The organism is Actinoplanes octamycinicus (assembly GCF_014205225.1).
GTDB classification, from domain to species: domain Bacteria; phylum Actinomycetota; class Actinomycetes; order Mycobacteriales; family Micromonosporaceae; genus Actinoplanes; species Actinoplanes octamycinicus.
The window spans coordinates 3,202,479-3,225,196 of the sequence record NZ_JACHNB010000001.1; the positions used below are offsets into that span (position 1 = coordinate 3,202,479).

Genomic DNA, 22,718 nt, shown 5'->3' on the forward strand with positions numbered 1-22,718 from the left:
ACTGCCGGCGTGCCGGAGACTCGCAAGATCACCCGGTGGTGACAGCAAACGGCCCTGGTCGGAGGAATTCCTCTGACCAGGGCCGATGCGCTGGAGCGGGCGACGAGAATCGAACTCGCGTAATCAGTTTGGAAGACTGAGGCTCTACCATTGAGCTACGCCCGCGAGGCCCGGATCAGCTCCGGGCTTCGGGCACAGCTTACTGAATCATCTACCGTCCGCGCGAACCGGATTCCCCAGCAGGTGACTCCAGCGCACACGCGGGTAAGCAGACCGCATACACTGGCCGACGCCACGGGGTGTGGCGCAGCTTGGTAGCGCACTCGCTTTGGGAGCGAGGGGCCGTGGGTTCAAATCCCGCCACCCCGACTGATCATCAACTATCCGCAGCAACAAGGAGTACGCCTGTGAAGAGCACCGTCGAGACTCTGAGCCCGACTCGGGTGAAGCTCGCCATCGAGGTGCCGTTCGAGGAGCTCAAGCCGAGCCTGCAGAAGGCGTACCGGGAGATCGGCGCGCAGGTTCAGGTGCCGGGCTTCCGAAAGGGCAAGGTGCCGGCCGCGGTCATCGACCAGCGTGTCGGCCGTGGCGCGGTCCTCAACGAGGCCGTCCAGGAGGCGATCCCGCAGCAGATCCTCGCCGCGGTTCAGGAGCACGACGTCAAGACGCTGGGCCGGCCCGAGGTGGAGATCACCGAGTTCGCCGACAACGCGCCGCTGAAGTTCACCGCTGAGGTCGACGTCCGCCCCGAGATCACCATCCCGGACCTGAAGGGCATCACGGTCGAGGTCCCGGCCGTCGCGATCGGCGACAGCGAGATCGACGAGCAGATCAACGGCCTGCGCGAGCGCTTCGCCACGCTGAAGACCGTCGAGCGCGCCGCTGCGGAGGGTGACTACGTCCAGCTCGACCTGAACGCCACCGTCGACGGCGAGGAGGTGCCGGGCGGCTCGGCCACCAACATCTCGCACGAGGTCGGCAGCAAGCAGCTGCTCCCCGGCCTGGACGAGGTGCTGGTCGGCCTCTCCGCCGGTGACGAGACCACCTTCACCACCCAGCTGGTCGGCGGCGACTTCGCCGGCCGCGACGCCGAGGTCAAGGTCGTCGTCCGCACCGTCAAGGACAAGCAGCTCCCCGAGATCGACGACGAGTTCGCCCAGCTGGCGAGCGAGTTCGACACCCTGGAGGAGCTGAAGGGCGACCTGCGCGAGCGGCTCACCCGGGTGAAGAAGGTCGAGCAGATCTACGCGGCCCGCGACGAGGCGCTCAAGCAGCTCGTCCAGGCCGCCGAGATCCCGGCTCCGGAGGGCGTCGTCAAGGACGAGGTCGAGGGTCGCAAGCAGGCGATGACCGACCAGCTGGAGCGGATCGGCGCCACCCTGGCCGACTACCTCGCCTCCGAGGAGAAGACCGAGGAGCAGATCGACCAGGAGCTGACCGAGGCGGCCGAGGAGGGCGTCCGGATCCAGCTGCTGCTCGACACCGTCGCCGACGCCGAGGACGTCCAGGTCACCGACGACGAGTTCGGCCACGAGATCGTGCACCGGGCGCAGCGCGCCCAGATGCAGCCGCAGCAGTACTACGACCAGCTGGTCCGCTCGGGCGCCGCGGCCGCCGTCTTCGGCGACGTGCGCCGGGGCAAGGCTCTGGCCTCGGTGATGGAGCAGGTCACCATGAAGGACAGCGAGGGCAACGTGCTCTCCCTGGACGACCTGCGCGCCGCCAGCGAGGACGAGCACGCCGGTCACAACCACTGATCAGGACCGTTGGGCACGGCCGCCGCGCACCGCTTCCGGTGCGCGGTGGCCGTTGTCGTTTTTTGGCGTACGACCGGCCGATGCGCTGTCAGCGAACACCTGCCCGAGCGGGAAGCTGATGCGCAATCGACCCGTTAGGTTGGTCGTACGACGGACAACCTGCCGGCCGGCTCCCGGCCGACACAGCAAGCTGTGAAGGGCTGCCATGACCGATCTCCACATCCCTGCCGGGCCGGTGTCGCGGCGCGGCGGCGACTCCCTGAGTGGCAACCTCGACGACTCGGTCTTCAACCGCCTGCTGCGTGAGCGGATCATCTTCCTCGGCAGCGAGGTGACCGACGCGGTCGCCAACCGCATCTGCGCGCAGCTCCTGCTGCTCTCCGCCGAGGACCCGGAGCGGGACATCCATCTCTGGATCAACTCGCCCGGCGGCTCTGTCTACTCGGGTATGGCCATCTACGACACGATGCAGTTCATCGACAACGACGTGTCGACCGTCGGGATGGGCATGGCGGCCTCGATGGGGCAGTTCCTGCTCTGCGCTGGGACGCCGGGCAAGCGCTACGCCCTCCCGCACGCGCGGATCATGATGCACCAGCCGTCCGGCGGCATGGGCGGCACCGCCGCCGACATCGCCATCCAGGCGGAGCAGATGCTTTACACCAAGCGCATGTTCCAGGAGCGCATCGCGTTCCACACGGGCCAGACCCAGGAGCAGATCGCTGCCGACTTCGACCGGGACCGCTGGTTCACGGCGCAGGAGGCCAAGGACTATGGCTTCATCGACAAGGTGATCACCGGGGCCGTTCAGGTCCCGGACGGTGCCGGAACGCTGAACTGAGGAGCTGAACCATGACCGACCTTTCCCTGCCTCCCGGGTTCGCTCCGGTGCACAACCGTTACGTGCTGCCCTCGTTCACCGAGCGCACGTCGTACGGCATCAAGGAGTCGAACCCGTACAACAAGATGTTCGAGGACCGGATCATCTTCCTCGGCGTCCAGGTGGACGACGCGTCGGCGAACGACGTGATGGCCCAGCTGCTGACGCTGGAGAGCACCGACCCGGACCGCGACATCACGATGTACATCAACTCGCCCGGCGGCTCGTTCACCGCCATGACGGCGATCTACGACACCATGCAGTACGTCCGCCCGGACATCAGCACGGTCTGCCTCGGCCAGGCGGCCAGCGCCGCCGCGGTGCTGCTGGCGGCCGGCACGCCGGGCAAGCGGATGGCGCTCCCGCACTCGCGGATCATCATCCACCAGCCGGCCACCGAGGGTGGTTACGGGCAGGGCTCGGACATCGAGATCCAGGCCCGGGAGATCATGCGGATGCGGACCCAGCTCGAGGAGCTGCTGGCCCGGCACTCCGGCCAGGCCGTCGAGAAGGTCCGCAAGGACATCGACCGCGACAAGATCATGACCGCCGACGAGACCAAGGAGTACGGCCTGGTCGACACGGTTCTGGTCAGCCGGAAGAAGAGCCTGCAGTCGGTCGGCGCCGGCAGCTGAGGCACTCGATGTCAGGGACCGGACCGGTCGGACTAGACTGGCCGGTCCCTGACACGCCCGTTTTGGGGGGTCGGAGAACAGCCCCTTTGCGGGTAACGTCGAGCCAGCAGCCTCAGTTACGCGGGTCGGCAGACGATGAGATGGCAACGAGGCAATCCGTCCTCGGACATGGACCGGCCAGTGGTCAGTCGTTGAGCGCAAGGAGAACGTAGGTGGCACGGATCGGTGACGGTGGCGACCTACTCAAGTGCTCGTTCTGTGGGAAGTCGCAGAAGCAGGTCAAGAAGCTCATCGCGGGCCCAGGGGTCTACATCTGCGACGAGTGCATCGATCTCTGTAACGAGATCATCGAGGAGGAGCTGGCCGAGACCGGCGAGGTGAAGTGGGAAGAGCTTCCCAAGCCGATGGAGATCTGCCAGTTCCTCGACAACTACGTGGTCGGCCAGGAGCAGGCGAAGAAAGCACTCGCCGTCGCGGTCTACAACCACTACAAGCGGATCCAGGCCGAGTCGAACGGCGCGCCCGGCGCGGGCAGCGACGTCGAGGTGGCCAAGTCCAACATCATGCTCATCGGCCCCACCGGCTGCGGCAAGACCCACCTGGCGCAGACCCTGGCCCGGATGCTGAACGTGCCGTTCGCCATCGCGGACGCCACGGCGCTGACCGAGGCGGGCTACGTCGGTGAGGACGTCGAGAACATCCTGCTCAAGCTGATCCAGGCGGCCGACTACGACGTCAAGCGCGCCGAGCAGGGCATCATCTACATCGACGAGGTCGACAAGATCGCCCGCAAGAGCGAGAACCCGTCGATCACCCGGGACGTCTCCGGCGAGGGCGTGCAGCAGGCGCTGCTGAAAATCCTCGAGGGCACGGTCGCCAACGTGCCGCCGCAGGGTGGCCGTAAGCACCCGCACCAGGAGTTCATCCAGATCGACACGACGAACGTGCTGTTCATCGTGGGTGGCGCGTTCGCCGGCCTGGAGCGGATCATCGAGCAGCGCGTCGGCCAGAGCGGCGTCGGCTTCGGCGCCCGGCTGCGCTCGATCTCGGACCGGAACACCGACGACATCTTCAGCAAGGTGATGCCCGAGGACATGCTGAAGTTCGGCCTGATCCCCGAGTTCATCGGCCGTCTCCCGGTGATCACCACGGTGCGCAACCTGGACCGCGACGCGCTCATCAAGATCCTCACCGAGCCCCGCAACGCGTACGTGAAGCAGTACCAGCGTCTCTTCGAGCTCGACGGCGTCGAGCTGGAGTTCGACGAGGGCGCGCTGGAGGCGATCGCCGACCAGGCGATGCTGCGCGGCACCGGCGCCCGCGGCCTCCGCGCGATCATGGAAGAGGTCCTGCAGAACGTGATGTTCGAGGTCCCCAGCAACCCGGACGCGGCCCGCGTCCTGATCACCCGCGAGGTCGTCGTGGAGAACGTGATTCCCACGATCGTCCCCCGCGAGTTCGTCGGCCGCCGCCGGCACGCGCGCGAGGAGAAATCGGCCTGAGCACGTCCCGCGACCTGGCGGGCATCCTCGCCGGCATCGAACGCGGCGACCGGCACGTGCCGGATCCGTGGCTCGAAGTCGTTCCACCACCGTCGTCCGATCGGGCGGCGGTGGTGTCGTTCCCGGGCCATGTGGTGGTCGCGGCCGACGTCGAGTGGTCCTGGGCGCAGAAACTCGCCGGCGAGGACTTCGCCGCACCCACCGGCCCGCGCTTCCTGAGCGCCCTGGAGGACCGGTTCGACCTGCACGCCGGCGCCTTCGACGTGTCCCTGCTCGCCGGGCCGCTGCCCGGTGACCCGCCGATCCCGCTGACCGCTCTCGACGCGAGCGAGCATCCCCGGGCCCTGCGGGCCCACCGGTACCGCACCGACGTGCGTCTGTGGGCTTCCGAGCACGGTCTGCTGGTGGTCGGGCGCGGGCTGGGCGGGAGGTGGGAGGTCGCCTTCGAGGTGGACCCGGCGGCGCAGGGGCGGGGGCACGGGCGGCAGCTGGCGAGGGCGGCGCGGCACCTGATCCCGGGGGACCGGCCGATCTGGGGGCAGTGCGCGCCGGGCAACGCGGCCAGTCTCCGGGCGCTGCTCGCCGCTGGGTATGTGCCGGTGGGGTCGGAGGTGCTCTTGATGCCGGGGACGGCCAGCTGGTAGCGGTTCGCGGGGACCGTGGACGACGTTCCGGAGCGGGCAGACGTCGTACCCTCGAATCCATGCGTGTCGCCGTGTGCCAGCTGAACTCGCGGGAGGACCGCGCCCACAATCTCGCCGTGGCGAGGTCGTTGCTCGAGCGTGCCGCCGCAGGCGGCGCCGAGCTGGCCGTCCTTCCGGAATATGTGGACTTCCTCGGCCGGTCGGCGGACGCGCCGAAACCGGAGGCGGTCGACGGTGAGTTCGCCGCCTTCTTCGCCGCGGCCGCGCGGGAGCTCGGCATCTGGGTGCATGCCGGCTCCTTCCACGAGACCGGCCCGGATGACGGCCGGACCTTCAACACCACGCTGGTGTTCCGGCCCGACGGTTCACTCGCGGCGAGCTATCGCAAGATTCACCTGTACGACGTGGAGATCGCCGGCCGGGTCTCGTACCAGGAGTCGCGCACCGTCGCACCGGGCGACCAGACCGTGGTGACCGAGATCAACGGCGTGCCGACCGGGCTGAGCATCTGCTACGACCTGCGTTTCCCCGAGCTGTACCGGCAGCTCGCCGTCGCCGGGGCGAAGATCCTCGTGGTGCCGGCCGCCTTCATGCTGCACACCGGGCGGGACCACTGGGAGGTGCTGCTCCGCGCCCGGGCGATCGAGAACCAGTGCTATGTGCTGGCCGCCGGGCAGATCGGGGACCACGAGCCGGGCCGGACCTGCTTCGGCCGCAGCATGATCATCGACCCGTGGGGCACGGTGCTCGCCCAGGCTCCGGACACCGAGGGGATCGCGATCGCGGATCTGGACCTGGACCGGCTGGCGACGCTGCGCCAGGAACTGCCGAGCCTGGCCAACCGCCGGCTCTAGGTCTCCCGGCTCCTACGAGCGGGGGGGTACGCGGGGTCACAGGGACTGGATCAGGTAACTCACCACGGCCAGTCCCACCACCGCGGAGCCGACCAGGAGCAGGGCCCCGCCCATCCGGGACGGGCCGCGCAGCAGCAGTTTCCGCACCGAGACAGCCATGGTCACCAGCAGGAGCAGGCCGATCACGATCTGCCAGAGCGGAACCAGAAGGCCGAGGAAGGCGTCGACCGCCAGCGTCTCGGATGCGTTCATGAGGCCACTCTGTCACGGTTTCCGGGCGTCGTGGGTGACCGTGCCGCGAAGGGTGCGCACGTTCGTCGATTTGCGGTTCGGCGGGGTGGTCAAGTAATTTCTTCTCTGCCCACGGGAAACCGGCACGGACGGCCACGAAAGTGACAATCCGGATCCAGTCCCCGGGGGGGACGCTGAGGCAGGCTAACCTGAATCTCAGCGCTGGGCGGTGCAGCAAAGATCCAGCTCGCTGGACTTGCGGATGCGAAACCGGCCGGGTAGAGTGATCAGGCCAGCAGGGAGCCGGGCGGACGAATTTGTCGGCCGGTCTGCATGAGCCGAATCCACGAAATCTCCGCCTCGAGCGGATGTCAATGTGGATACCACTTGGGCGAGGCCAGCGAGATCCCCGGATCTCGGCGGCGACAACGACCAGGTAAGCTTGAACGGTTGCCTCAAGATCGGGTCTCTTGACGGAGATGCGGGACTTGATGTGCGGTTGTTCTTTGAGAACTCAACAGGGTGCTTGAAAAGCCAGTGCCAATTATGGCAATACCCCGGCCTGTCCTTCGGGATGGGTGGGAGATTCCTTTGGCAACATTTTGTTGCCGGGACGCTTTACAACAGATTTTGTTGGAGAGTTTGATCCTGGCTCAGGACGAACGCTGGCGGCGTGCTTAACACATGCAAGTCGAGCGGAAAGGCCCTTCGGGGTACTCGAGCGGCGAACGGGTGAGTAACACGTGAGTAACCTGCCCCAGACTTTGGGATAACCCTCGGAAACGGGGGCTAATACCGAATATGACCTGGCACCGCATGGTGCTAGGTGGAAAGTTTTTCGGTTTGGGATGGACTCGCGGCCTATCAGCTTGTTGGTGGGGTAATGGCCTACCAAGGCGACGACGGGTAGCCGGCCTGAGAGGGCGACCGGCCACACTGGGACTGAGACACGGCCCAGACTCCTACGGGAGGCAGCAGTGGGGAATATTGCACAATGGGCGGAAGCCTGATGCAGCGACGCCGCGTGAGGGATGACGGCCTTCGGGTTGTAAACCTCTTTCAGCAGGGACGAAGCGCAAGTGACGGTACCTGCAGAAGAAGCGCCGGCCAACTACGTGCCAGCAGCCGCGGTAAGACGTAGGGCGCGAGCGTTGTCCGGATTTATTGGGCGTAAAGAGCTCGTAGGCGGCTTGTCGCGTCGAATGTGAAAACCCGAGGCTCAACTTCGGGCTTGCATTCGATACGGGCAGGCTAGAGTTCGGTAGGGGAGACTGGAATTCCTGGTGTAGCGGTGAAATGCGCAGATATCAGGAGGAACACCGGTGGCGAAGGCGGGTCTCTGGGCCGATACTGACGCTGAGGAGCGAAAGCGTGGGGAGCGAACAGGATTAGATACCCTGGTAGTCCACGCTGTAAACGTTGGGCGCTAGGTGTGGGGGACCTCTCCGGTTCTCTGCGCCGCAGCTAACGCATTAAGCGCCCCGCCTGGGGAGTACGGCCGCAAGGCTAAAACTCAAAGGAATTGACGGGGGCCCGCACAAGCGGCGGAGCATGCGGATTAATTCGATGCAACGCGAAGAACCTTACCTGGGTTTGACATGTACGGAAATCCTGCAGAGATGTAGGGTCCTTCGGGGCCGTTCACAGGTGGTGCATGGCTGTCGTCAGCTCGTGTCGTGAGATGTTGGGTTAAGTCCCGCAACGAGCGCAACCCTCGTCCCATGTTGCCAGCATTCAGTTGGGGACTCATGGGAGACTGCCGGGGTCAACTCGGAGGAAGGTGGGGATGACGTCAAGTCATCATGCCCCTTATGTCCAGGGCTTCACGCATGCTACAATGGCCGGTACAAAGGGCTGCGAAATCGTAAGGTGGAGCGAATCCCAAAAAGCCGGTCTCAGTTCGGATCGGGGTCTGCAACTCGACCCCGTGAAGTCGGAGTCGCTAGTAATCGCAGATCAGCAACGCTGCGGTGAATACGTTCCCGGGCCTTGTACACACCGCCCGTCACGTCACGAAAGTCGGCAACACCCGAAGCCGGTGGCCTAACCCCTTGTGGGAGGGAGCCGTCGAAGGTGGGGCTGGCGATTGGGACGAAGTCGTAACAAGGTAGCCGTACCGGAAGGTGCGGCTGGATCACCTCCTTTCTAAGGAGCATTCTTCCAGCGAAAGTTGGACAGAAATCCTGCACCAGCCGAACGTGTTGGTGAGGAGCTCACAGGCGGAGACACTGGCTAATCGAATCCGGCAACGGCCGGCTTCCTAGTACAGCCTTCGGGCGTGGAACGGATGCTGGTGCGGCTGGAACTCGGTGATGAGCACCCTGTTGGGTATCTGAAAGAACAACCACGCCGGCTGAGGTCGGTGGCCGAGCTGAGGCTCGGGGTTGTTTTTCAATGCCAGGCACGGCCTGGCCCTTCATACCGACTGCGGGATCGTGGTGCTGGTGTTGGGCTGAGCAGGTTGTGGGTTGGTCGTTGGTTGAGAATTACACAGTGGACGCGAGCATCTTGTTTTCTGTGGTTAAGTTGTCAAGGGCGAACGGTGGATGCCTTGGCACCAGGAGCCGATGAAGGACGTGGGAGGCCGCGATAGGCCTGGGGGAGCTGTCAACCTAGCTGTGATCCCAGGGTGTCCGAATGGGGAAACCTGGCACGAGTCATGTCGTGTCATCCATGCCTGAATTCATAGGGCATGTGAGGGGAACGCGGGGAAGTGAAACATCTCAGTACCCGTAGGAAGAGAAAACAACCGTGATTCCGTGAGTAGTGGCGAGCGAAAGCGGATCTAGCCTAAACCGGGTATGTGTGATAGCTGTCAGGCGTTGCATATCCGGGGTCGTGGGACTCACTTGAGGTTACTGACATTTCCTCGAAGAGTTACAAAGCTTAGTGTTAGTTGAACGGTGTGGGAAAGCCGGCCGTAGAGGGTGAGAGCCCCGTAAGCGAAAATGCTAAGCCTCTTTGTGGTGTTCCCGAGTAGCAGCGGACTCCTAGAATCTGCTGTGAATTTGCCAGGACCACCTGGTAAGGCTGAATACTTCCTGGTGACCGATAGCGGACAAGTACCGTGAGGGAATGGTGAAAAGTACCCCGGGAGGGGAGTGAAATAGTACCTGAAACCGTTCGCCTACAATCCGTCAGAGCCTTTCGGGGTGATGGCGTGCCTTTTGAAGAATGAGCCTGCGAGTTAGTGGCATGTGGCGAGGTTAACCCGTGTGGGGTAGCCGTAGCGAAAGCGAGTCTGAATAGGGCGTTTTTAGTCGCATGTTCTAGACCCGAAGCGGGGTGATCTAGCCATGGGCAGGTTGAAGCGTGGGTAAGACTGCGTGGAGGACCGAACCCACCAACGTTGAAAAGTTGGGGGATGACCTGTGGTTAGGGGTGAAAGGCCAATCAAACTCCGTGATAGCTGGTTCTCCCCGAAATGCATTTAGGTGCAGCGTCGCGTGTTTCTTGCCGGAGGTAGAGCACTGGATGGTCTAGGGGGCCCACAAGCTTACTGAAATCAGCCAAACTCCGAATGCCGGTAAGTGAGAGCGCGGCAGTGAGACTGCGGGGGATAAGCTTCGTAGTCGAGAGGGAAACAGCCCAGATCGCCAGCTAAGGCCCCTAAGCGTGTGCTAAGTGGAAAAGGATGTGGGATCGCATGGACAACCAGGAGGTTGGCTTAGAAGCAGCCACCCTTTAAAGAGTGCGTAATAGCTCACTGGTCAAGTGGTTCCGCGCCGACAATGTAGCGGGGCTCAAGCACACCGCCGAAGCTGTGGCATTCACACCTAGTGTGTGGATGGGTAGGGGAGCGTCGTGCAGCGGGTGAAGCGGCGGAGTGATCCAGCCGTGGACGCTGTACGAGTGAGAATGCAGGCATGAGTAGCGAATGAAGGGTGAGAACCCCTTCCGCCGGATGACCAAGGGTTCCAGGGCCAGGCTAATCCGCCCTGGGTGAGTCGGGGCCTAAGGCGAGGCCGAGAGGCGTAGTCGATGGATAACGGGTTGATATTCCCGTACCCGCAAAGAAACGCCCAAGACGAACCTTCAGGTGCTAACTGCTTGAAGTGCCGGCGACCTTCGGGTCAAGGGCATGGAGACCAGGACCCTCTGGGGTAGTAGTTTAGTGATGGGGTGACGCAGGAAGGTAGATGATCCCGGCCGGTGGTTGTGCCGGGGTAAGCGTGTAGGCCGTACCGTAGGCAAATCCGCGGTGCATATAGGCTGAGACGTGATGCCGAGCCGTTCTGGTGAAGTCATTGATCCTATGCTGCCGAGAAAAGCCTCTAGCGATGTTTCGAGCGGCCCGTACCCTAAACCGACACAGGTGGTCAGGTAGAGAATACCGAGGCGACGGGTGAACTGTGGTTAAGGAACTCGGCAAATTGCCCCCGTAACTTAGGGAGAAGGGGGGCCGGACGCGTGAAGCCACTTGCTGGTGGAGCGTGGTATGGCCGCAGAGAGCAGGGGGAAGCGACTGTTTACTAAAAACACAGGTCCATGCCAAGTCGTAAGACGATGTATATGGACTGACGCCTGCCCGGTGCTGGAACGTTAAGGGGACCTGTTAGCTCTTCGGGGCGAAGCGGAGAACTTAAGCGCCAGTAAACGGCGGTGGTAACTATAACCATCCTAAGGTAGCGAAATTCCTTGTCGGGTAAGTTCCGACCTGCACGAATGGCGTAACGACTTCCCCACTGTCTCAACCACAGGCCCGGCGAAATTGCAGTACGAGTAAAGATGCTCGTTACGCGCGGCAGGACGGAAAGACCCCGGGACCTTTACTATAGCTTGACATTGGTATCTGAATTCGATTGTGTAGGATAGGTGGGAGCCGGTGAAGCTCGGACGCCAGTTCGGGTGGAGGCGTTGTTGAAATACCACTCTGTTGGGTTTGGGTATCTAACTTGCGGCCCTGATCGGGTCGAGGGACAGTGTCTGGTGGGTAGTTTAACTGGGGCGGTTGCCTCCTAAAGGGTAACGGAGGCGCCCAAAGGTTCCCTCAGCCTGGTTGGCAATCAGGTGTTGAGTGTAAGTGCACAAGGGAGCTTGACTGTGAGACTGACGGGTCGAGCAGGGACGAAAGTCGGGACTAGTGATCCGGCACTTGCGTGTGGAAGCGGTGTCGCTCAACGGATAAAAGGTACCCCGGGGATAACAGGCTGATCTTCCCCAAGAGTCCATATCGACGGGATGGTTTGGCACCTCGATGTCGGCTCGTCGCATCCTGGGGCTGTAGCAGGTCCCAAGGGTTGGGCTGTTCGCCCATTAAAGCGGTACGCGAGCTGGGTTTAGAACGTCGTGAGACAGTTCGGTCCCTATCCGCCGTGCGCGTTGGATACTTGAGAAGGGCTGTCCCTAGTACGAGAGGACCGGGACGGACGAACCTCTGGTGTGCCAGTTGTTCTGCCAAGGGCACGGCTGGTTGGCTACGTTCGGAAGGGATAACCGCTGAAAGCATCTAAGCGGGAAGCTCGCTTCGAGATGAGGTATCCCACCACCTTGAGTGGGTAAGGCCCCCAAGAGACTATTGGGTTGATAGGCCGGAGATGTAAGCACGGTAACGTGTTGAGTTGACCGGTACTAATAGGCCGAGGGCTTAACCACCCTAAATTTTCTGCTTGCGTCCACTGTGTGATTCACAGCAAACGAACAACCACCCTGAATTGTCGGTGACGGCATGAGGGTTGCTGGTTGGTTCTGCTGATGGCTGTTTCGGTGGTCATAGCGGAGGGGAAACGCCCGGTTACATTCCGAACCCGGTAGCTAAGCCCTCCAGCGCCGATGGTACTGCACTCGGGAGGGTGTGGGAGAGTAGGACGCCGCCGGACTTAACGTCGAGAAACGCCCACCCGGGGTTCCGGGTGGGCGTTTCTTTTTTGCTACCCAAAAACAGGCTGGCCGTGGGTGGGTGCGGTTGTTCGCGTGGGGGGCCGGTTCGGGCGGGGAGGGCCATTCGAAGGCCGTCAGGCTTGATACCTCCAAATGGCCCTCCCCGCCCGAACCTTGCCTACTCACCGGGACTGCCGCGACATCAAGGGCATCTTTGGGAGGCCGTCCGGGGTTCGGGTGGTGCGTTGGTGCGGGTGGTGCGTTGGTGCGGGTGGTGGGGGGCCGGCGCATCCACGGGAGGGCGGCTTGCGTGGTGGGGGGGCTGGGGTTCGACTAAAGGTGCGGTTTGTCGTGGTCGGGGTTGGGTTAGTTGCGGGTTTGGATTTGGGCTCTTAGTTGGCGCATCAGGGGGGCGGCTTCGGATTCGGGGCGGTTGGGGAACATGGCTAAGGCAAGGCTGCCGTGGTCGGCCCAGCCGCAGACCGGGAGGTCGCCGGATTCGGTTTTGGTGGTGCCGCATTTCATGGTTCCGGAGAGAGGGCCGGGGTCCACCTCGTGGAGGTTTGTTACGGCGCCCTGTTCGTCGGAGATGAGGCTGAACGACGTGTCTAGGTCTTTGTCCGGGGACCAGAAGAGGGTGGTGCCGCCGAAGAATAGAACGTTCTTGTCGGCGGGGGCGGTGTAGACGGCGCCCACGGTTTCGTCCAGGTCGACCTCGGCGGAGAGGGCGGTTTTCAAGTACTCGGCGGTCTGCTGGGCGTTCTCGCCGGTGTCCAGGGTCAGCTCGCCGATCTGCGGGGGCAGGGTGAGGGTGGTGTCGCGCTGGGAGTGGATCTGCCAGTAGAAGGTGCCCAGGGCGGCTGCTCCGGCCAGGCCGACGGCCAGCAGCGAGGCGAGCACGATGGTGCGGGTTCGCTTGCGGCGCGAGGTCGGCGGACTGGTATCGGGATCGGGGTCTCCGAAACCGTTCTCGGCACCGTTTCCGGAGCCGTTCTCCGAACTGTCGCCCAGGAGGCTGAACGGGGCTTCCTGGATCTCGATGTGCCGGTCGGACTCCCGTGCTCCCGATAGACCACTCGGCTCGGCCGGGGCCGGCTCCGGCGTGACCGGGGCCGGGGGGTCGGCGGCCGGTGCGGAATCGGGGGACGGGTTGTGGTGGCCGGGGTCCGACATCCCGCGAGCGTACCGTTGTCCACAGGTGGTGGTGCGCATACCGGGTGGCGCTGGGGAATCCGTAGACTTGCCGGGTGACCGATGCAACCGATACCCGCACTCCCGACAGCCGGCCCACCGGTGGCCTCTCCGCTCAGTACCAGCCGGGCGACGTAGAGCAGTCGCGGTACGAGCGGTGGGTATCGAAGGGCTATTTCACCGCGGACCCGAAGAGCGACAAGCCGCCGTTCACCATCGTCATCCCGCCGCCGAACGTGACCGGATCGCTGCACGTCGGCCACGCCCTCGACCACACCATCCAGGACACCCTGGTGCGGCTCAAGCGGATGCAGGGCTTCGAGGTGCTGTGGCTGCCCGGCATGGACCACGCCGGCATCGCCACGCAGAACGTGGTCGAGCGCAAGCTCGCCGAGCGGCAGCTGTCCCGGCACGACCTGGGCCGGGAGAAGTTCGTCGAGAAGGTCTGGGAGTGGAAGGCGGAGTCCGGCGGCGCGATCCTCGGCCAGATGCGCCGGCTGGGTGACTCCGTCGACTGGTCCCGCGAGCGTTTCACCATGGACGAGGGGCTCTCCCGGGCCGTCCAGACGATCTTCAAGCGGCTGTACGAGGACGAGCTGATCTACCGGGCCAACCGGATCATCAACTGGTGCCCGCGCTGTCTCACCGCGCTCAGCGACATCGAGGTCGAGCACACCAACGACGAGGGTGAGCTGGTCTCGATCCGCTACGGCGAGGGGGAGAGCTCGATCGTCGTCGCCACCACCCGGGCCGAGACCATGCTCGGCGACACCGCGGTGGCCGTGCACCCCGACGACGAGCGCTACCAGCACCTGATCGGCACCGAGGTGGAGCTGCCGCTGACCGGCCGGCGCATCCCGATCGTGGCCGATGAGCACGTCGACCCGGCGTTCGGGACCGGCGCGGTCAAGGTGACCCCGGCGCACGACCCGAACGACTTCGAGATCGGCCAGCGGCACAACCTGCCCAGCCTGACCGTGATGGACGAGCGTGCGGTGATCACCGTGCCCGGCCCGTTCCAGGGGCTGGACCGTTACGAGGCCCGGCCGGCGGTGGTCGCCGCGCTGCGCGAGCAGGGGCGGATCGTCGCCGAGAAGCGGCCTTATGAGCACTCGGTGGGGCACTGCTCGCGGTGCAAGACCACGGTCGAGCCGCGGCTGTCGCTGCAGTGGTTCGTGAACACCGGTCCGCTCGCGAAGGCGGCCGGCGACGCGGTCCGCGACGGCCGGGTGAAGATCGAGCCCGCCGAGCTGTCCAAGCGGTACTTCGCCTGGGTCGACAACATGCACGACTGGTGCATCTCCCGCCAGCTGTGGTGGGGCCACCGCATCCCGGTGTGGTACGGGCCGGCCGGCGAGGTCGTCTGCGTCGGGCCGGACGAGGAGCCGCCGACCGGCGAGGGCTGGCGCCAGGACGAGGACGTGCTGGACACCTGGTTCTCCTCCGGGCTGTGGCCGTTCTCCACGCTGGGCTGGCCGGAGCAGACCGCCGAGCTGGAGAAGTTCTACCCGACCAGCGTGCTGGTCACCGGCTACGACATCCTGTTCTTCTGGGTCGCCCGGATGATGATGTTCGGGCTGTACGCGATGGACGGCAAGCAGCCGTTCGACGTGGTCAACCTGCACGGCATGGTGCGCGACCAGTTCGGCAAGAAGATGTCGAAGTCGTTCGGCAACGTGGTCGACCCGCTGGACTGGATCAACCGGTACGGCGCCGACGCCACCCGCTTCACGCTGGCCCGCGGCGCCAACCCCGGCTCCGACGTGCCGATCAGCGAGGAGTGGTGCCAGGGCTCCCGCAACTTCTGCAACAAGCTGTGGAACGCCACCCGCTTCGCGCTGATGAACGGCGCGACGGTGGACGGCGACCTGCCGGCGGCGAGCGAGCTCAGCGCCATCGACAAGTGGATCCTGTCCCGGCTGCAGCACACCATCGCCGAGGTGAACGAGCAGTTCGACTCGTACGAGTACGCGAAGGTCTGCGACACCCTCTACCACTTCGCCTGGGACGACGTCTGCGACTGGTACGTCGAGCTCAGCAAGCCGGTGCTGGCCCAGGACACCGCGGAGGCGGCACGCAGCCGGCGGGTCCTCGGGCACGTGCTCGACCAGCTCCTGCGCCTGCTGCACCCGGTCATCCCGTTCGTCACCGAGGAGCTGTGGATCGCGCTCACCGGCGGCGAGACGGTGATGACCGCGGCCTGGCCGGCCGTCGACCACGCGCTGGTCGACGACGCCGCCGAGGAGGAGCTGGCCGCCCTGCAGAAAGTGGTCACCGAGGTCCGGCGGTTCCGGTCCGATCAGGGGCTCAAGCCGAGCCAGCGGGTCTCCGCCGCGCTGACCGGCCTGGGCAACGTCGGGATCGACACGCACGAGCCGCTGATCCGTTCGCTGGCCCGGCTGGACGCGCCGGCGGCCGACTTCACCGCGACCGCCACCCTGGCGGTGACCGGTGGAATCACCGTCGACCTGGACACCCGCGGGGCGATCGACGTGGCCGCCGAGCGGGCCCGGCTGGAGAAAGACCGCGCCGCCGCCGAGAAGGAGGCCGCGCAGTGCCGGGGCAAGCTGGGCAACGAGGCGTTCGTCGGCAAGGCGCCGGAGGCCGTGGTCGCCAAGATCAAGGACCGGCTGGCGGCCGCTGAGGCCGATCTGGTCCGGATCGCCGCCGCGCTCGAGGCGTTGCCGGCAGCATGAGCTCATCCGAGTACTCCGAGGTCGAGGCCGCGCTCGAGGAGCGCGGCTTCACCCGCATGGTTTTCGACATGCAGAAGATCCGGGACCTGATGGACGTGCTGGGCAGCCCGCAGCGGGCGTACCCGGCCATCCACCTGACCGGCACCAACGGCAAGACCAGCACGGCTCGCATGATCGACTCGCTGCTGCGGGCGTGCGGGCTGCACACCGGGCGGTACACGAGCCCGCACCTGGAGACCGTCCGGGAGCGGATCAGCCTGGACGGGGAGCCGGTCTCCGAGGAACGCCTGGTCGGGACGTACCGGGAGATCGCGCCGCTGGCCGAGCTGATCGACGCGCGGAACTCCGAGCCGCTGACCTACTTCGACATGACCACGGCGATGGCCTACGCCACGTTCGCGGACGCGCCGGTGGACATCGCGGTGGTCGAGGTCGGGCTCGGCGGCGAGGAGGACGCCACCAACGTCATCGAGGCCGGCGTCTGCGTGCTGACCCCGATCGGGCTGGACCACACCGAGTGGCTGGGCGACACCATCGAGGACATCGCCTGGGCCAAGGCCGGGATCATCCACAAGGACGCCACGGTGATCACCGCGGTGCAGACCGAGGAGGCCATGCGGCCGATCCTGGAACGCTGCGCGGAGATGGGCGCCACGCTGGCCCGGGAGGGCAGCGAGTTCGGCGTGGTGCAGCGGACCCAGGCGGTCGGCGGCCAGGTGCTGGTGCTGCAGGGGCTGGGCGGCGTCTACGAGGAGATCTTCCTGCCCCTGTTCGGCGCGCACCAGGCGCAGAACGCGGCCCTCGCGCTGGCCGCGGTCGAGGCGTTCCTCGGCGCCGGCCCGGGCAAGCAGATCGACATCGACCTGATCCGCGAGGGCTTCGCCCAGGTCGACTCGCCCGGGCGGCTGGAGCGGGTGCGCAGCGCGCCGGCCATCCTGCTGGACGGCGCGCACAACCCGCACGGGATGGCCGCCACGGTCACCGCGCTGGAGGAGGAGTTCAGCTTCCGGCACCTGGTCGCGGTTCTCGCGGTGCTCGGCGACAAGGACGTGACCGGGCTGCTCGACCTGCTCGAGCCGGTCGTCGCCCGGATCGTCGTGACGCAGAACAGCTCGCCGCGCTCGATGCCGGTGGCCGAGCTGGCGCAGCTGGCGGCCAACGTGTTCGGCGAGGACCGGGTGACGGTCGCGGAGAACATGCCGGACGCCATCGAGGAGGCCGTGGTGCTCGCCGAGGAGGACGCCTCCGGCGAGATGAGTGGGGTCGGCGTGCTGATCACCGGTTCGGTGGTGACCGTCGCGGACGCGCGGAAACTGCTCAAGCGATGACCGGGCCGGAAGAGGACGCGATGCCCGCTGAGGGTGAGGCGGGCGCCGCGCCGCGGCGTTCCGGTCTGAAAAACCCCGAGGCTGCCGTACGCGGCCTGGGCGCGGGCACGCTCGTCCTGGAAGCGATCGTGCTGCTCCTGGCGATCCAGCCGATCCGGATCCTCGGCGTGGACCTGAGCGGCTGGCAGATCGGGCTGGTGATCGGCCTGGCGGTGGTGGCCGCACTGCTCGCCGGGTGCATGCGGCGACGGTGGGGCTGGGGCGCGGGGACGGCGCTGCAGGTGGCGCTGCTGGCCAGCGGGCTGGTCGTGCACTGGTCGCTGACCGCGATCGGGGTGATCTTCGGGTTGGCCTGGGCCTATGCGACGTATGTGCGGCGGTCGATCCTGGGCTGAGGCGGGACGTGATGAGGGGGAGCCACCTCGGTGGCTCCCCCTCATCTGTCTCCGGCTTCGGAATTTGTCTCCGGCTTTCGGGGCCGGGCTCAGGCCGGGCCCAGGCCTTCGGGCCGGGTCGCGCTCAGGCCAGGCCAGGCCAGCCCAGGCCGGGCCGGGTTGGGCTCAGGCCAGGCCGGGCCTGGTTGGGCCTGGTTGGGCTCAGGCTTTCAGGCCGGGTCGCGTCGGGCTCGGGCTCAGGCTTCGGGGTCGGGGCGGATGGCTCGCCACTGGGTGATGGCGATGTTGTGGTTGTCCGGGTCGCGGAAGGTGGCGGACCAGAGTTCCAGCTTGTCGCCGCGGTTGACCGGGCGGGGCGAGTGGACGAACTTGACGCCCTTCGCCTTCAGCTCGTCGTGCACCGCCTCGATGTCGCCGACCTCGAGATTGAGGTAGATCTGCCGGCCGGCCTCGGTGGAGAGGTTCGGGACGGCGCGCAGCACCACCCGGGTGTCGCCGGAGGCCAGCACCGACGAGCCCTCACCCGAGTCGATCTCGAAGAAGCCGAGGGTGTCGCGGTAGAACACGATCGACCGGGCCAGCTCGGTGACCAGGATCGTGATCCCCACCCCGTGAATGGCGCCCGCCGGTCCGGGTCGAGCGCTCGGATAGGCGGTGATCACCTCGGCGGCGTGCTCGTCGGGTTCCTGGCGACCGGAGAAGTCGCCCCACGGGCTGCCGAGCGGTCTCCCCGCTGCCGGTCCGGTGGGCTTCTCCTCGACAGTGGGAGCTTCGACCGATGACCCGGTGATTGCGGCTGCTTCGGCCGAGGGCTCGGTGCTCGCGGCCGCTCCGGTCGGGCGTTCGGTGACCCCTGCTGCTTCGGCCGAGGGCTCGGTGCTCGGGGCCGCTCCGGTCAGGGACTCGGTGCTCGCGGCTGCTCCGGTCGGGGGTTCGGTGACCTCGGCTGCTACGGCCGCCGATTCGCTGACCGCGGCGCCGGCCGCCGATTCGCTGACCGCGGCGCCGGCCGCCGATTCGGTGACTGGTGCGCTGGCGGGCGCGGATTTCTCGATCTGAGGGTCGTCCGACTGCGGCGCGCTGCCCAGCGGGAAAGCGGCGGCAGTTTTGTCGGTTTGTGGCGCGCTGCTTAGGGGATAGGCGGCGGGTGTTTTGTCGGTTTGCGGTGCGCTGCCCAGCGGGAAGGCGGCGGGAGTTCCGGCGCCCGGTGACGCGTCTTCAAGCGGCACGTCGATCGGCGCATCGTCGGCGACCGGCTCGTCCACCGGCGCGTTCCTCAGCGGCGCGGCGGCCGATGTCTGGGTGGATGGTGACTCGTCACGTAGCGGCTCGGCGGCCGATGCGGGGGTGGCTTGTGACTCGCCACGTAGCGGCTCGGCGGCAGGTGCGGCGGCTGGTGCCTTGTCGCTCAGCTTCTCGGCGGCTGGGGCGTTGCGCGGCTGCGGTGTGTCGTCGAGGGGCACGTCGATCGGGGGTTCGTCGTCGAGTGGCAGGTCGACCGGCGGGTCGGTGGCCGGCGGCTCGGTGACCGGGGGTGCGACGATGCCGGCGGCGACGGCTGGGGCGGCGGCCCGGGTGGCCTCCGGCGGGGTGTCCGGGTTGTCGTCGAGCGGGATGTCGATGTCGTCCGCGGGCAGGGTGGGGCCGGTCGGGCGCGCGGTGGACGGCGGCGGCGCGGTCGGGAACGGCCGGTCCGGCGCCGGGGCGGTCGGTGGCGGTGCGACCGGGGTCGGGTTCGCGGCAGTCGGCGACGGGGTGGGTTCCGGGTGCGGCTCCGACCGGTAGGCGGCCGGGGCCGGTTCGGGCCGGGCGGCCTGCATCGGGATGGCTCCGCTCCGAGCGGAAGTGGACGAAGCGTCCGATCCGCGGGAGGCGGGGGCGTCGTCGGTGCCTTCCGGATGGTCGACGACGGAGGCGGGCGCGTTGGTGCCTTCCGGGCGGTCGACGACGGAGGCGGGCGCGTTGGTGCCTTCCGGATCGTCTGTGGCGGGGTCCGGCCGGCTGGCTGCGGCTGATGGGTATGCGCTGGCCGGGAAGGCGATCGGGGGATGGTCGCCGTCGCCCTCGTCGTCGACCCGCTGAGCCGGCACGGCTTCGCTGGTTCTGGCCCGGCCTGACTCGCTGGGTTCGGGAGGAACGCTGGGCTGGTGGAGGTCGCTGGACTCAGGCGACTCGGCGGGCTGAGCGGATTCGGCTTGGTGCCGGACGTCGATGGGGTGGTCGGGATCGCCGGGTTGAGTGACGAAGCGGGTGCGACCGGAATGGGTTGAGGCGGGCTCGGTGGGGTGGTCCTGCCGATCGGGCGTGGGTCCCTCGGGGGAGATGGCTTCCCGGTCAGACGCGGGATTCTCGCGGGAGGCGGCCTCCGAATCGAGGGTGGACTCCTGCTGGGAGGCGGTCCCCGGGACGGAGGCCGGCTTCTCGTCGGAGGTGGGCTCCTCGGCGGCGGGGCCAGCAGCGGCAGCAGCAGCGGTTGCGGTGCCAGCAGCGGGTGCGGTGTGAGCAGCGGCAGCGGTTGCGGTGCCAGCAGCGGCAGCGGGTGCGGTGTGAGCAGCGGCAGCGGGTGTGGTGTCAGCAGCGGGTGCGGTGCCGGCAGCGGTCGCAGGTTTTCCGCTGGAATCGGGGCCGGCGGCAGCGGTCTTCGGCGGGGTGGGGTCGGCCGGGTCGTCGAGGGGCAGGTCGATCAAGGGATCGGTGTCCTCGTCGGCCGGGGTGCGCTGGGTGGGCGGGCGGCCGTAGCTCGCGGTTCTGGGCGGGGAGGTGGGCTCCGGGGTGGGGGAGTTGACCTCCGGCTCGGCGGTCGCGGTGGTGGCGGTGGTGCGTCGCTTGGGGCTGGGGCGGGAGCCGGGCGGGCGCGCGGTGGTCGCGGTGCGGGAGGCTGCGGTGGCCGCTCCGGCGGCGGCGAAGGCGGCAGCGGGACCAACGCCCGGCGACGACGGGAAGTCAGCCGTCTCCGAGGCGGCGGACCGTGAGTAGTCCGAAGGATCGGTGGACTGTGCGTAGCCGGACGGGGTAGCGGACGGTGCAGGCCCCGAGCCGCTGTCAGACCGTGCGTAGCCCGATCGGGACGCGGACGGTGCGGGGTCAGGAGAGCTGGTGGACGGCGCGGAGTCCGCAGAGCTGGTGGACCGCGCGTAGCCCGGTGGGGACGCGGACGGCGCGGGGTCCGGCGAGCTGGTGGACCGTGCGTAGCCCGATGGGGACGCGGACGGCGCGGGGTCCGGCGAGCTGGTGGACCGTGCGTAGCCCGGTGAGGACGTGGACGGCTCCGGGGTGGCCGGCTGCGAGGAGGCCGACGGGGTCGCGGGCTGGGGGGTGTCCGAAGGACCGGCGGACCGTGCGGTCGACGGGGCGTCGGACGGGCCGGCGGACCGTGCATAGGCGGACTGGGTGGAGGCGCCGGAGTAGGCGGGCCTGGGTGGGGGTGGGTAGTCCGAACCGGTGGGGTTGGTGACCGTGTAACCGGTGCGGCTCGGGGCCGGCGGGGGTGGGTAGTCGTAGCCGGGCGAGTAGGCGGTGGGCGGCGGCGGTGGCGGGAAGTCGTCCGAGGCCGCGGCGGTGGCGGGTGACGGGGCGGGCGGCGGCGGGAAGTCGAAGGAGTCGGCGCCGCCGGCCGGCTCGCTGGGTGACGACGGGCCGGGCGGTGGCGGGTAGCTGGCCGAGGGCCACGCCTCGGACGAGGCGCCCGAGCCGGGGCGGTCGGAGGCGGTCCCCACGGTGGCCGGGCCTCGCTCGGCGGAACCGGCAGCAAAACCCGCACCGGCCTGGTCGGCTGTGTCGGCGGCAGCGGAGCGAGCGGCACCCGGGTCGGAAGCGGTGGCGCCCGGGGCGGCTGAGGAAGGCGCGGCTGCCGGGTCGGAGCCGGTGGTGCCCGGGGTGGCAGCGGAATCGGTGGGGGCCGGGCCGGAGGGGGCGTCCGCGGCGGGGTCTTCAGACGCGGTGGACGGCGGGGCGGCGGGGGCGTCCGGAGCGGCGGCCGAGGGGGTGCTGGCGGCGCGACGGGGGAGCGGGGTGACCCGTTCCTCGGTGCCGACCAACTGGCCCTCGACGACCGGGCCGTGCGGGGTGTCGCGGACCACCACCGGGGTGGTGGCGCGCTCCTCGGTGAAGGCCGCGGCCGGCTCCTCCGCCGCGGTGAAGTCGGTCTCCTCGCGGGTCTCCCACGGGCCGGGGGCGACGGCGCCGAGCACGTCGTCGTCGGCCTCCTCCTCCGGGTCCTCGCCGAGGTCGGGCTGGGCCGGCGGGGGCGGGTCGCCGGCCGGGCCGACGTCCGCCGCCTCCTTCCAGTTGACCCGGACGCGGCGGGTGTCGTCGACGTCGACGGTGATCGGGACGGTCGAGTTGATCAGCGGCCACTTGGCGACCGGCACCCGGCCGTCGCGGATCACCTTGTCGAACGTGCCCAGGCCGGGAGCGACCACGATGGCCTTGATCTCGGCCCGGCCGTAGGCCCCGGAGAGCGGCGGCGGGGTGATGTCGACGATCTCGGCGGTGCCGGCCACGGTGGCCCGGCCGCCGCGGCGCACGTTGCTGACCATGGCGAGCGCGATGGCGATCGCCAGCACCACGAGGCCGAAGATCGCCACTGCCCAGCTCGACAGGCCGAGGCCGAAAACGATCACAAAGACCGCGAGCGTGCCCATGACCGCCGCCACCAGCTTGCGTGCTGGGGCGATGGGCCGGCCGGTCTGGTTCGCCACTGTGGACCTCCCGTTGTTCCCGTCAGGTTATGGCCCGCCGGTCACTGAGCGAAAGTGCGGTAGTACCGACATCGTCGCTCGCCGT

General features: G+C 67.2%; 12 protein-coding genes, 2 tRNA genes and 3 rRNA genes. 13 read left to right on the forward strand and 4 right to left on the reverse strand.

Going from position 1 to position 22,718, the window contains the following annotated elements; genetic code table 11:
- Positions 1-91 precede the first annotated feature (91 nt).
- Positions 92-165, reverse strand: a tRNA-Gly gene (locus BJY16_RS14410).
- Between the two features lie 130 nt (positions 166-295).
- Between BJY16_RS14410 and BJY16_RS14415 the strand changes: the two genes are divergently transcribed.
- The 7 genes from BJY16_RS14415 (at position 296) to BJY16_RS14445 (ending at position 6,272) form a co-directional block, all read left to right on the forward strand.
- Positions 296-369, forward strand: a tRNA-Pro gene (locus BJY16_RS14415).
- Between the two features lie 38 nt (positions 370-407).
- Entirely contained in the window at positions 408-1,757 is a 1,350-nt protein-coding gene (gene tig / locus BJY16_RS14420; protein ID WP_185039949.1) for a trigger factor, read from the forward strand.
- A gap of 205 nt (positions 1,758-1,962) precedes the next feature.
- Entirely contained in the window at positions 1,963-2,598 is a 636-nt protein-coding gene (locus tag BJY16_RS14425; RefSeq protein ID WP_185039950.1) for an ATP-dependent Clp protease proteolytic subunit, read from the forward strand.
- An 11-nt stretch (positions 2,599-2,609) separates the two neighbouring features.
- Positions 2,610-3,272, forward strand: a complete 663-nt coding sequence (locus BJY16_RS14430; RefSeq protein WP_185039951.1) for an ATP-dependent Clp protease proteolytic subunit — start codon at positions 2,610-2,612, stop codon at positions 3,270-3,272.
- A 212-nt stretch (positions 3,273-3,484) separates the two neighbouring features.
- Positions 3,485-4,774: an ATP-dependent Clp protease ATP-binding subunit ClpX gene (gene clpX, locus BJY16_RS14435; RefSeq protein ID WP_185039952.1), complete on the forward strand. Its 1,290-nt coding sequence runs from the start codon at positions 3,485-3,487 to the stop codon at positions 4,772-4,774.
- Positions 4,775-4,830: 56 nt separating this feature from the next.
- Positions 4,831-5,418, forward strand: a complete 588-nt coding sequence (locus BJY16_RS14440) for a GNAT family N-acetyltransferase (protein WP_185039953.1) — start codon at positions 4,831-4,833, stop codon at positions 5,416-5,418.
- A gap of 59 nt (positions 5,419-5,477) precedes the next feature.
- Positions 5,478-6,272 (forward strand): carbon-nitrogen hydrolase family protein, encoded by a 795-nt coding sequence (locus BJY16_RS14445; protein WP_185039954.1) that lies wholly within the window; start codon positions 5,478-5,480, stop codon positions 6,270-6,272.
- Between the two features lie 36 nt (positions 6,273-6,308).
- On the opposite strand, the gene BJY16_RS14450 is transcribed toward BJY16_RS14445, so the two are convergent.
- Positions 6,309-6,524, reverse strand: coding sequence for a hypothetical protein (locus tag BJY16_RS14450; protein WP_185039955.1), 216 nt, complete (start codon positions 6,522-6,524; stop codon positions 6,309-6,311).
- Positions 6,525-7,133: 609 nt separating this feature from the next.
- Between BJY16_RS14450 and BJY16_RS14455 the strand changes: the two genes are divergently transcribed.
- The 3 genes from BJY16_RS14455 to rrf all read left to right on the forward strand — a co-directional run bounded on the left by BJY16_RS14455 (position 7,134) and on the right by rrf (position 12,322).
- Positions 7,134-8,648, forward strand: a 16S ribosomal RNA gene (locus BJY16_RS14455).
- Between the two features lie 374 nt (positions 8,649-9,022).
- Positions 9,023-12,098: ribosomal RNA gene (locus BJY16_RS14460) — 23S ribosomal RNA — on the forward strand.
- Positions 12,099-12,205: 107 nt separating this feature from the next.
- Positions 12,206-12,322, forward strand: a 5S ribosomal RNA gene (gene rrf / locus BJY16_RS14465).
- Together the 16S, 23S and 5S rRNA genes form the textbook arrangement of a ribosomal RNA operon.
- A 367-nt stretch (positions 12,323-12,689) precedes the next feature.
- Here the strand turns inward: rrf and BJY16_RS14470 are convergent.
- The gene (locus tag BJY16_RS14470; RefSeq protein WP_185039956.1) at positions 12,690-13,496 is read right to left on the reverse strand and encodes a hypothetical protein; all 807 of its coding nucleotides are present in this window, start codon (positions 13,494-13,496) and stop codon (positions 12,690-12,692) included.
- A 74-nt stretch (positions 13,497-13,570) separates the two neighbouring features.
- On the opposite strand from BJY16_RS14470, the gene BJY16_RS14475 reads away from it, so the two are divergent.
- From BJY16_RS14475 to BJY16_RS14485, 3 genes are read left to right on the forward strand one after another with little or no spacing between them, the layout of a single operon-like run.
- Positions 13,571-16,210, forward strand: coding sequence for a valine--tRNA ligase (locus tag BJY16_RS14475; RefSeq protein WP_185039957.1), 2,640 nt, complete (start codon positions 13,571-13,573; stop codon positions 16,208-16,210).
- A complete protein-coding gene (locus BJY16_RS14480) occupies positions 16,207-17,538 on the forward strand; it encodes a bifunctional folylpolyglutamate synthase/dihydrofolate synthase (RefSeq protein ID WP_185039958.1) in 1,332 nt (443 codons plus the stop codon). Before BJY16_RS14475 ends, BJY16_RS14480 begins: the two co-directional genes overlap by 4 nt.
- Complete coding sequence (locus BJY16_RS14485) at positions 17,535-17,933, forward strand: DUF4233 domain-containing protein (protein ID WP_185039959.1); 399 nt, start codon at positions 17,535-17,537, stop codon at positions 17,931-17,933. Before BJY16_RS14480 ends, BJY16_RS14485 begins: the two co-directional genes overlap by 4 nt.
- A 236-nt stretch (positions 17,934-18,169) precedes the next feature.
- On the opposite strand, the gene BJY16_RS48405 is transcribed toward BJY16_RS14485, so the two are convergent.
- Positions 18,170-22,633, reverse strand: coding sequence for a VOC family protein (locus tag BJY16_RS48405; protein ID WP_185039960.1), 4,464 nt, complete (start codon positions 22,631-22,633; stop codon positions 18,170-18,172).
- Positions 22,634-22,718 lie beyond the last annotated feature (85 nt).

Excerpts from the sequence above, each read along its gene's own strand:
- BJY16_RS14425 (WP_185039950.1), top strand. The coding sequence starts at position 1,963 with ATGACCGATCTCCACATCCCTGCCGGGCCGGTGTCGCGGCGCGGCGGC.
- BJY16_RS14430 (WP_185039951.1), top strand. The coding sequence starts at position 2,610 with ATGACCGACCTTTCCCTGCCTCCCGGGTTCGCTCCGGTGCACAACCGT.
- BJY16_RS14445 (WP_185039954.1), top strand. The coding sequence starts at position 5,478 with ATGCGTGTCGCCGTGTGCCAGCTGAACTCGCGGGAGGACCGCGCCCAC.
- BJY16_RS14450 (WP_185039955.1), bottom strand. The coding sequence starts at position 6,524 with ATGAACGCATCCGAGACGCTGGCGGTCGACGCCTTCCTCGGCCTTCTG.
- BJY16_RS14470 (WP_185039956.1), bottom strand. The coding sequence starts at position 13,496 with ATGTCGGACCCCGGCCACCACAACCCGTCCCCCGATTCCGCACCGGCC.
- BJY16_RS14480 (WP_185039958.1), top strand. The coding sequence starts at position 16,207 with ATGAGCTCATCCGAGTACTCCGAGGTCGAGGCCGCGCTCGAGGAGCGC.
- BJY16_RS14485 (WP_185039959.1), top strand. The coding sequence starts at position 17,535 with ATGACCGGGCCGGAAGAGGACGCGATGCCCGCTGAGGGTGAGGCGGGC.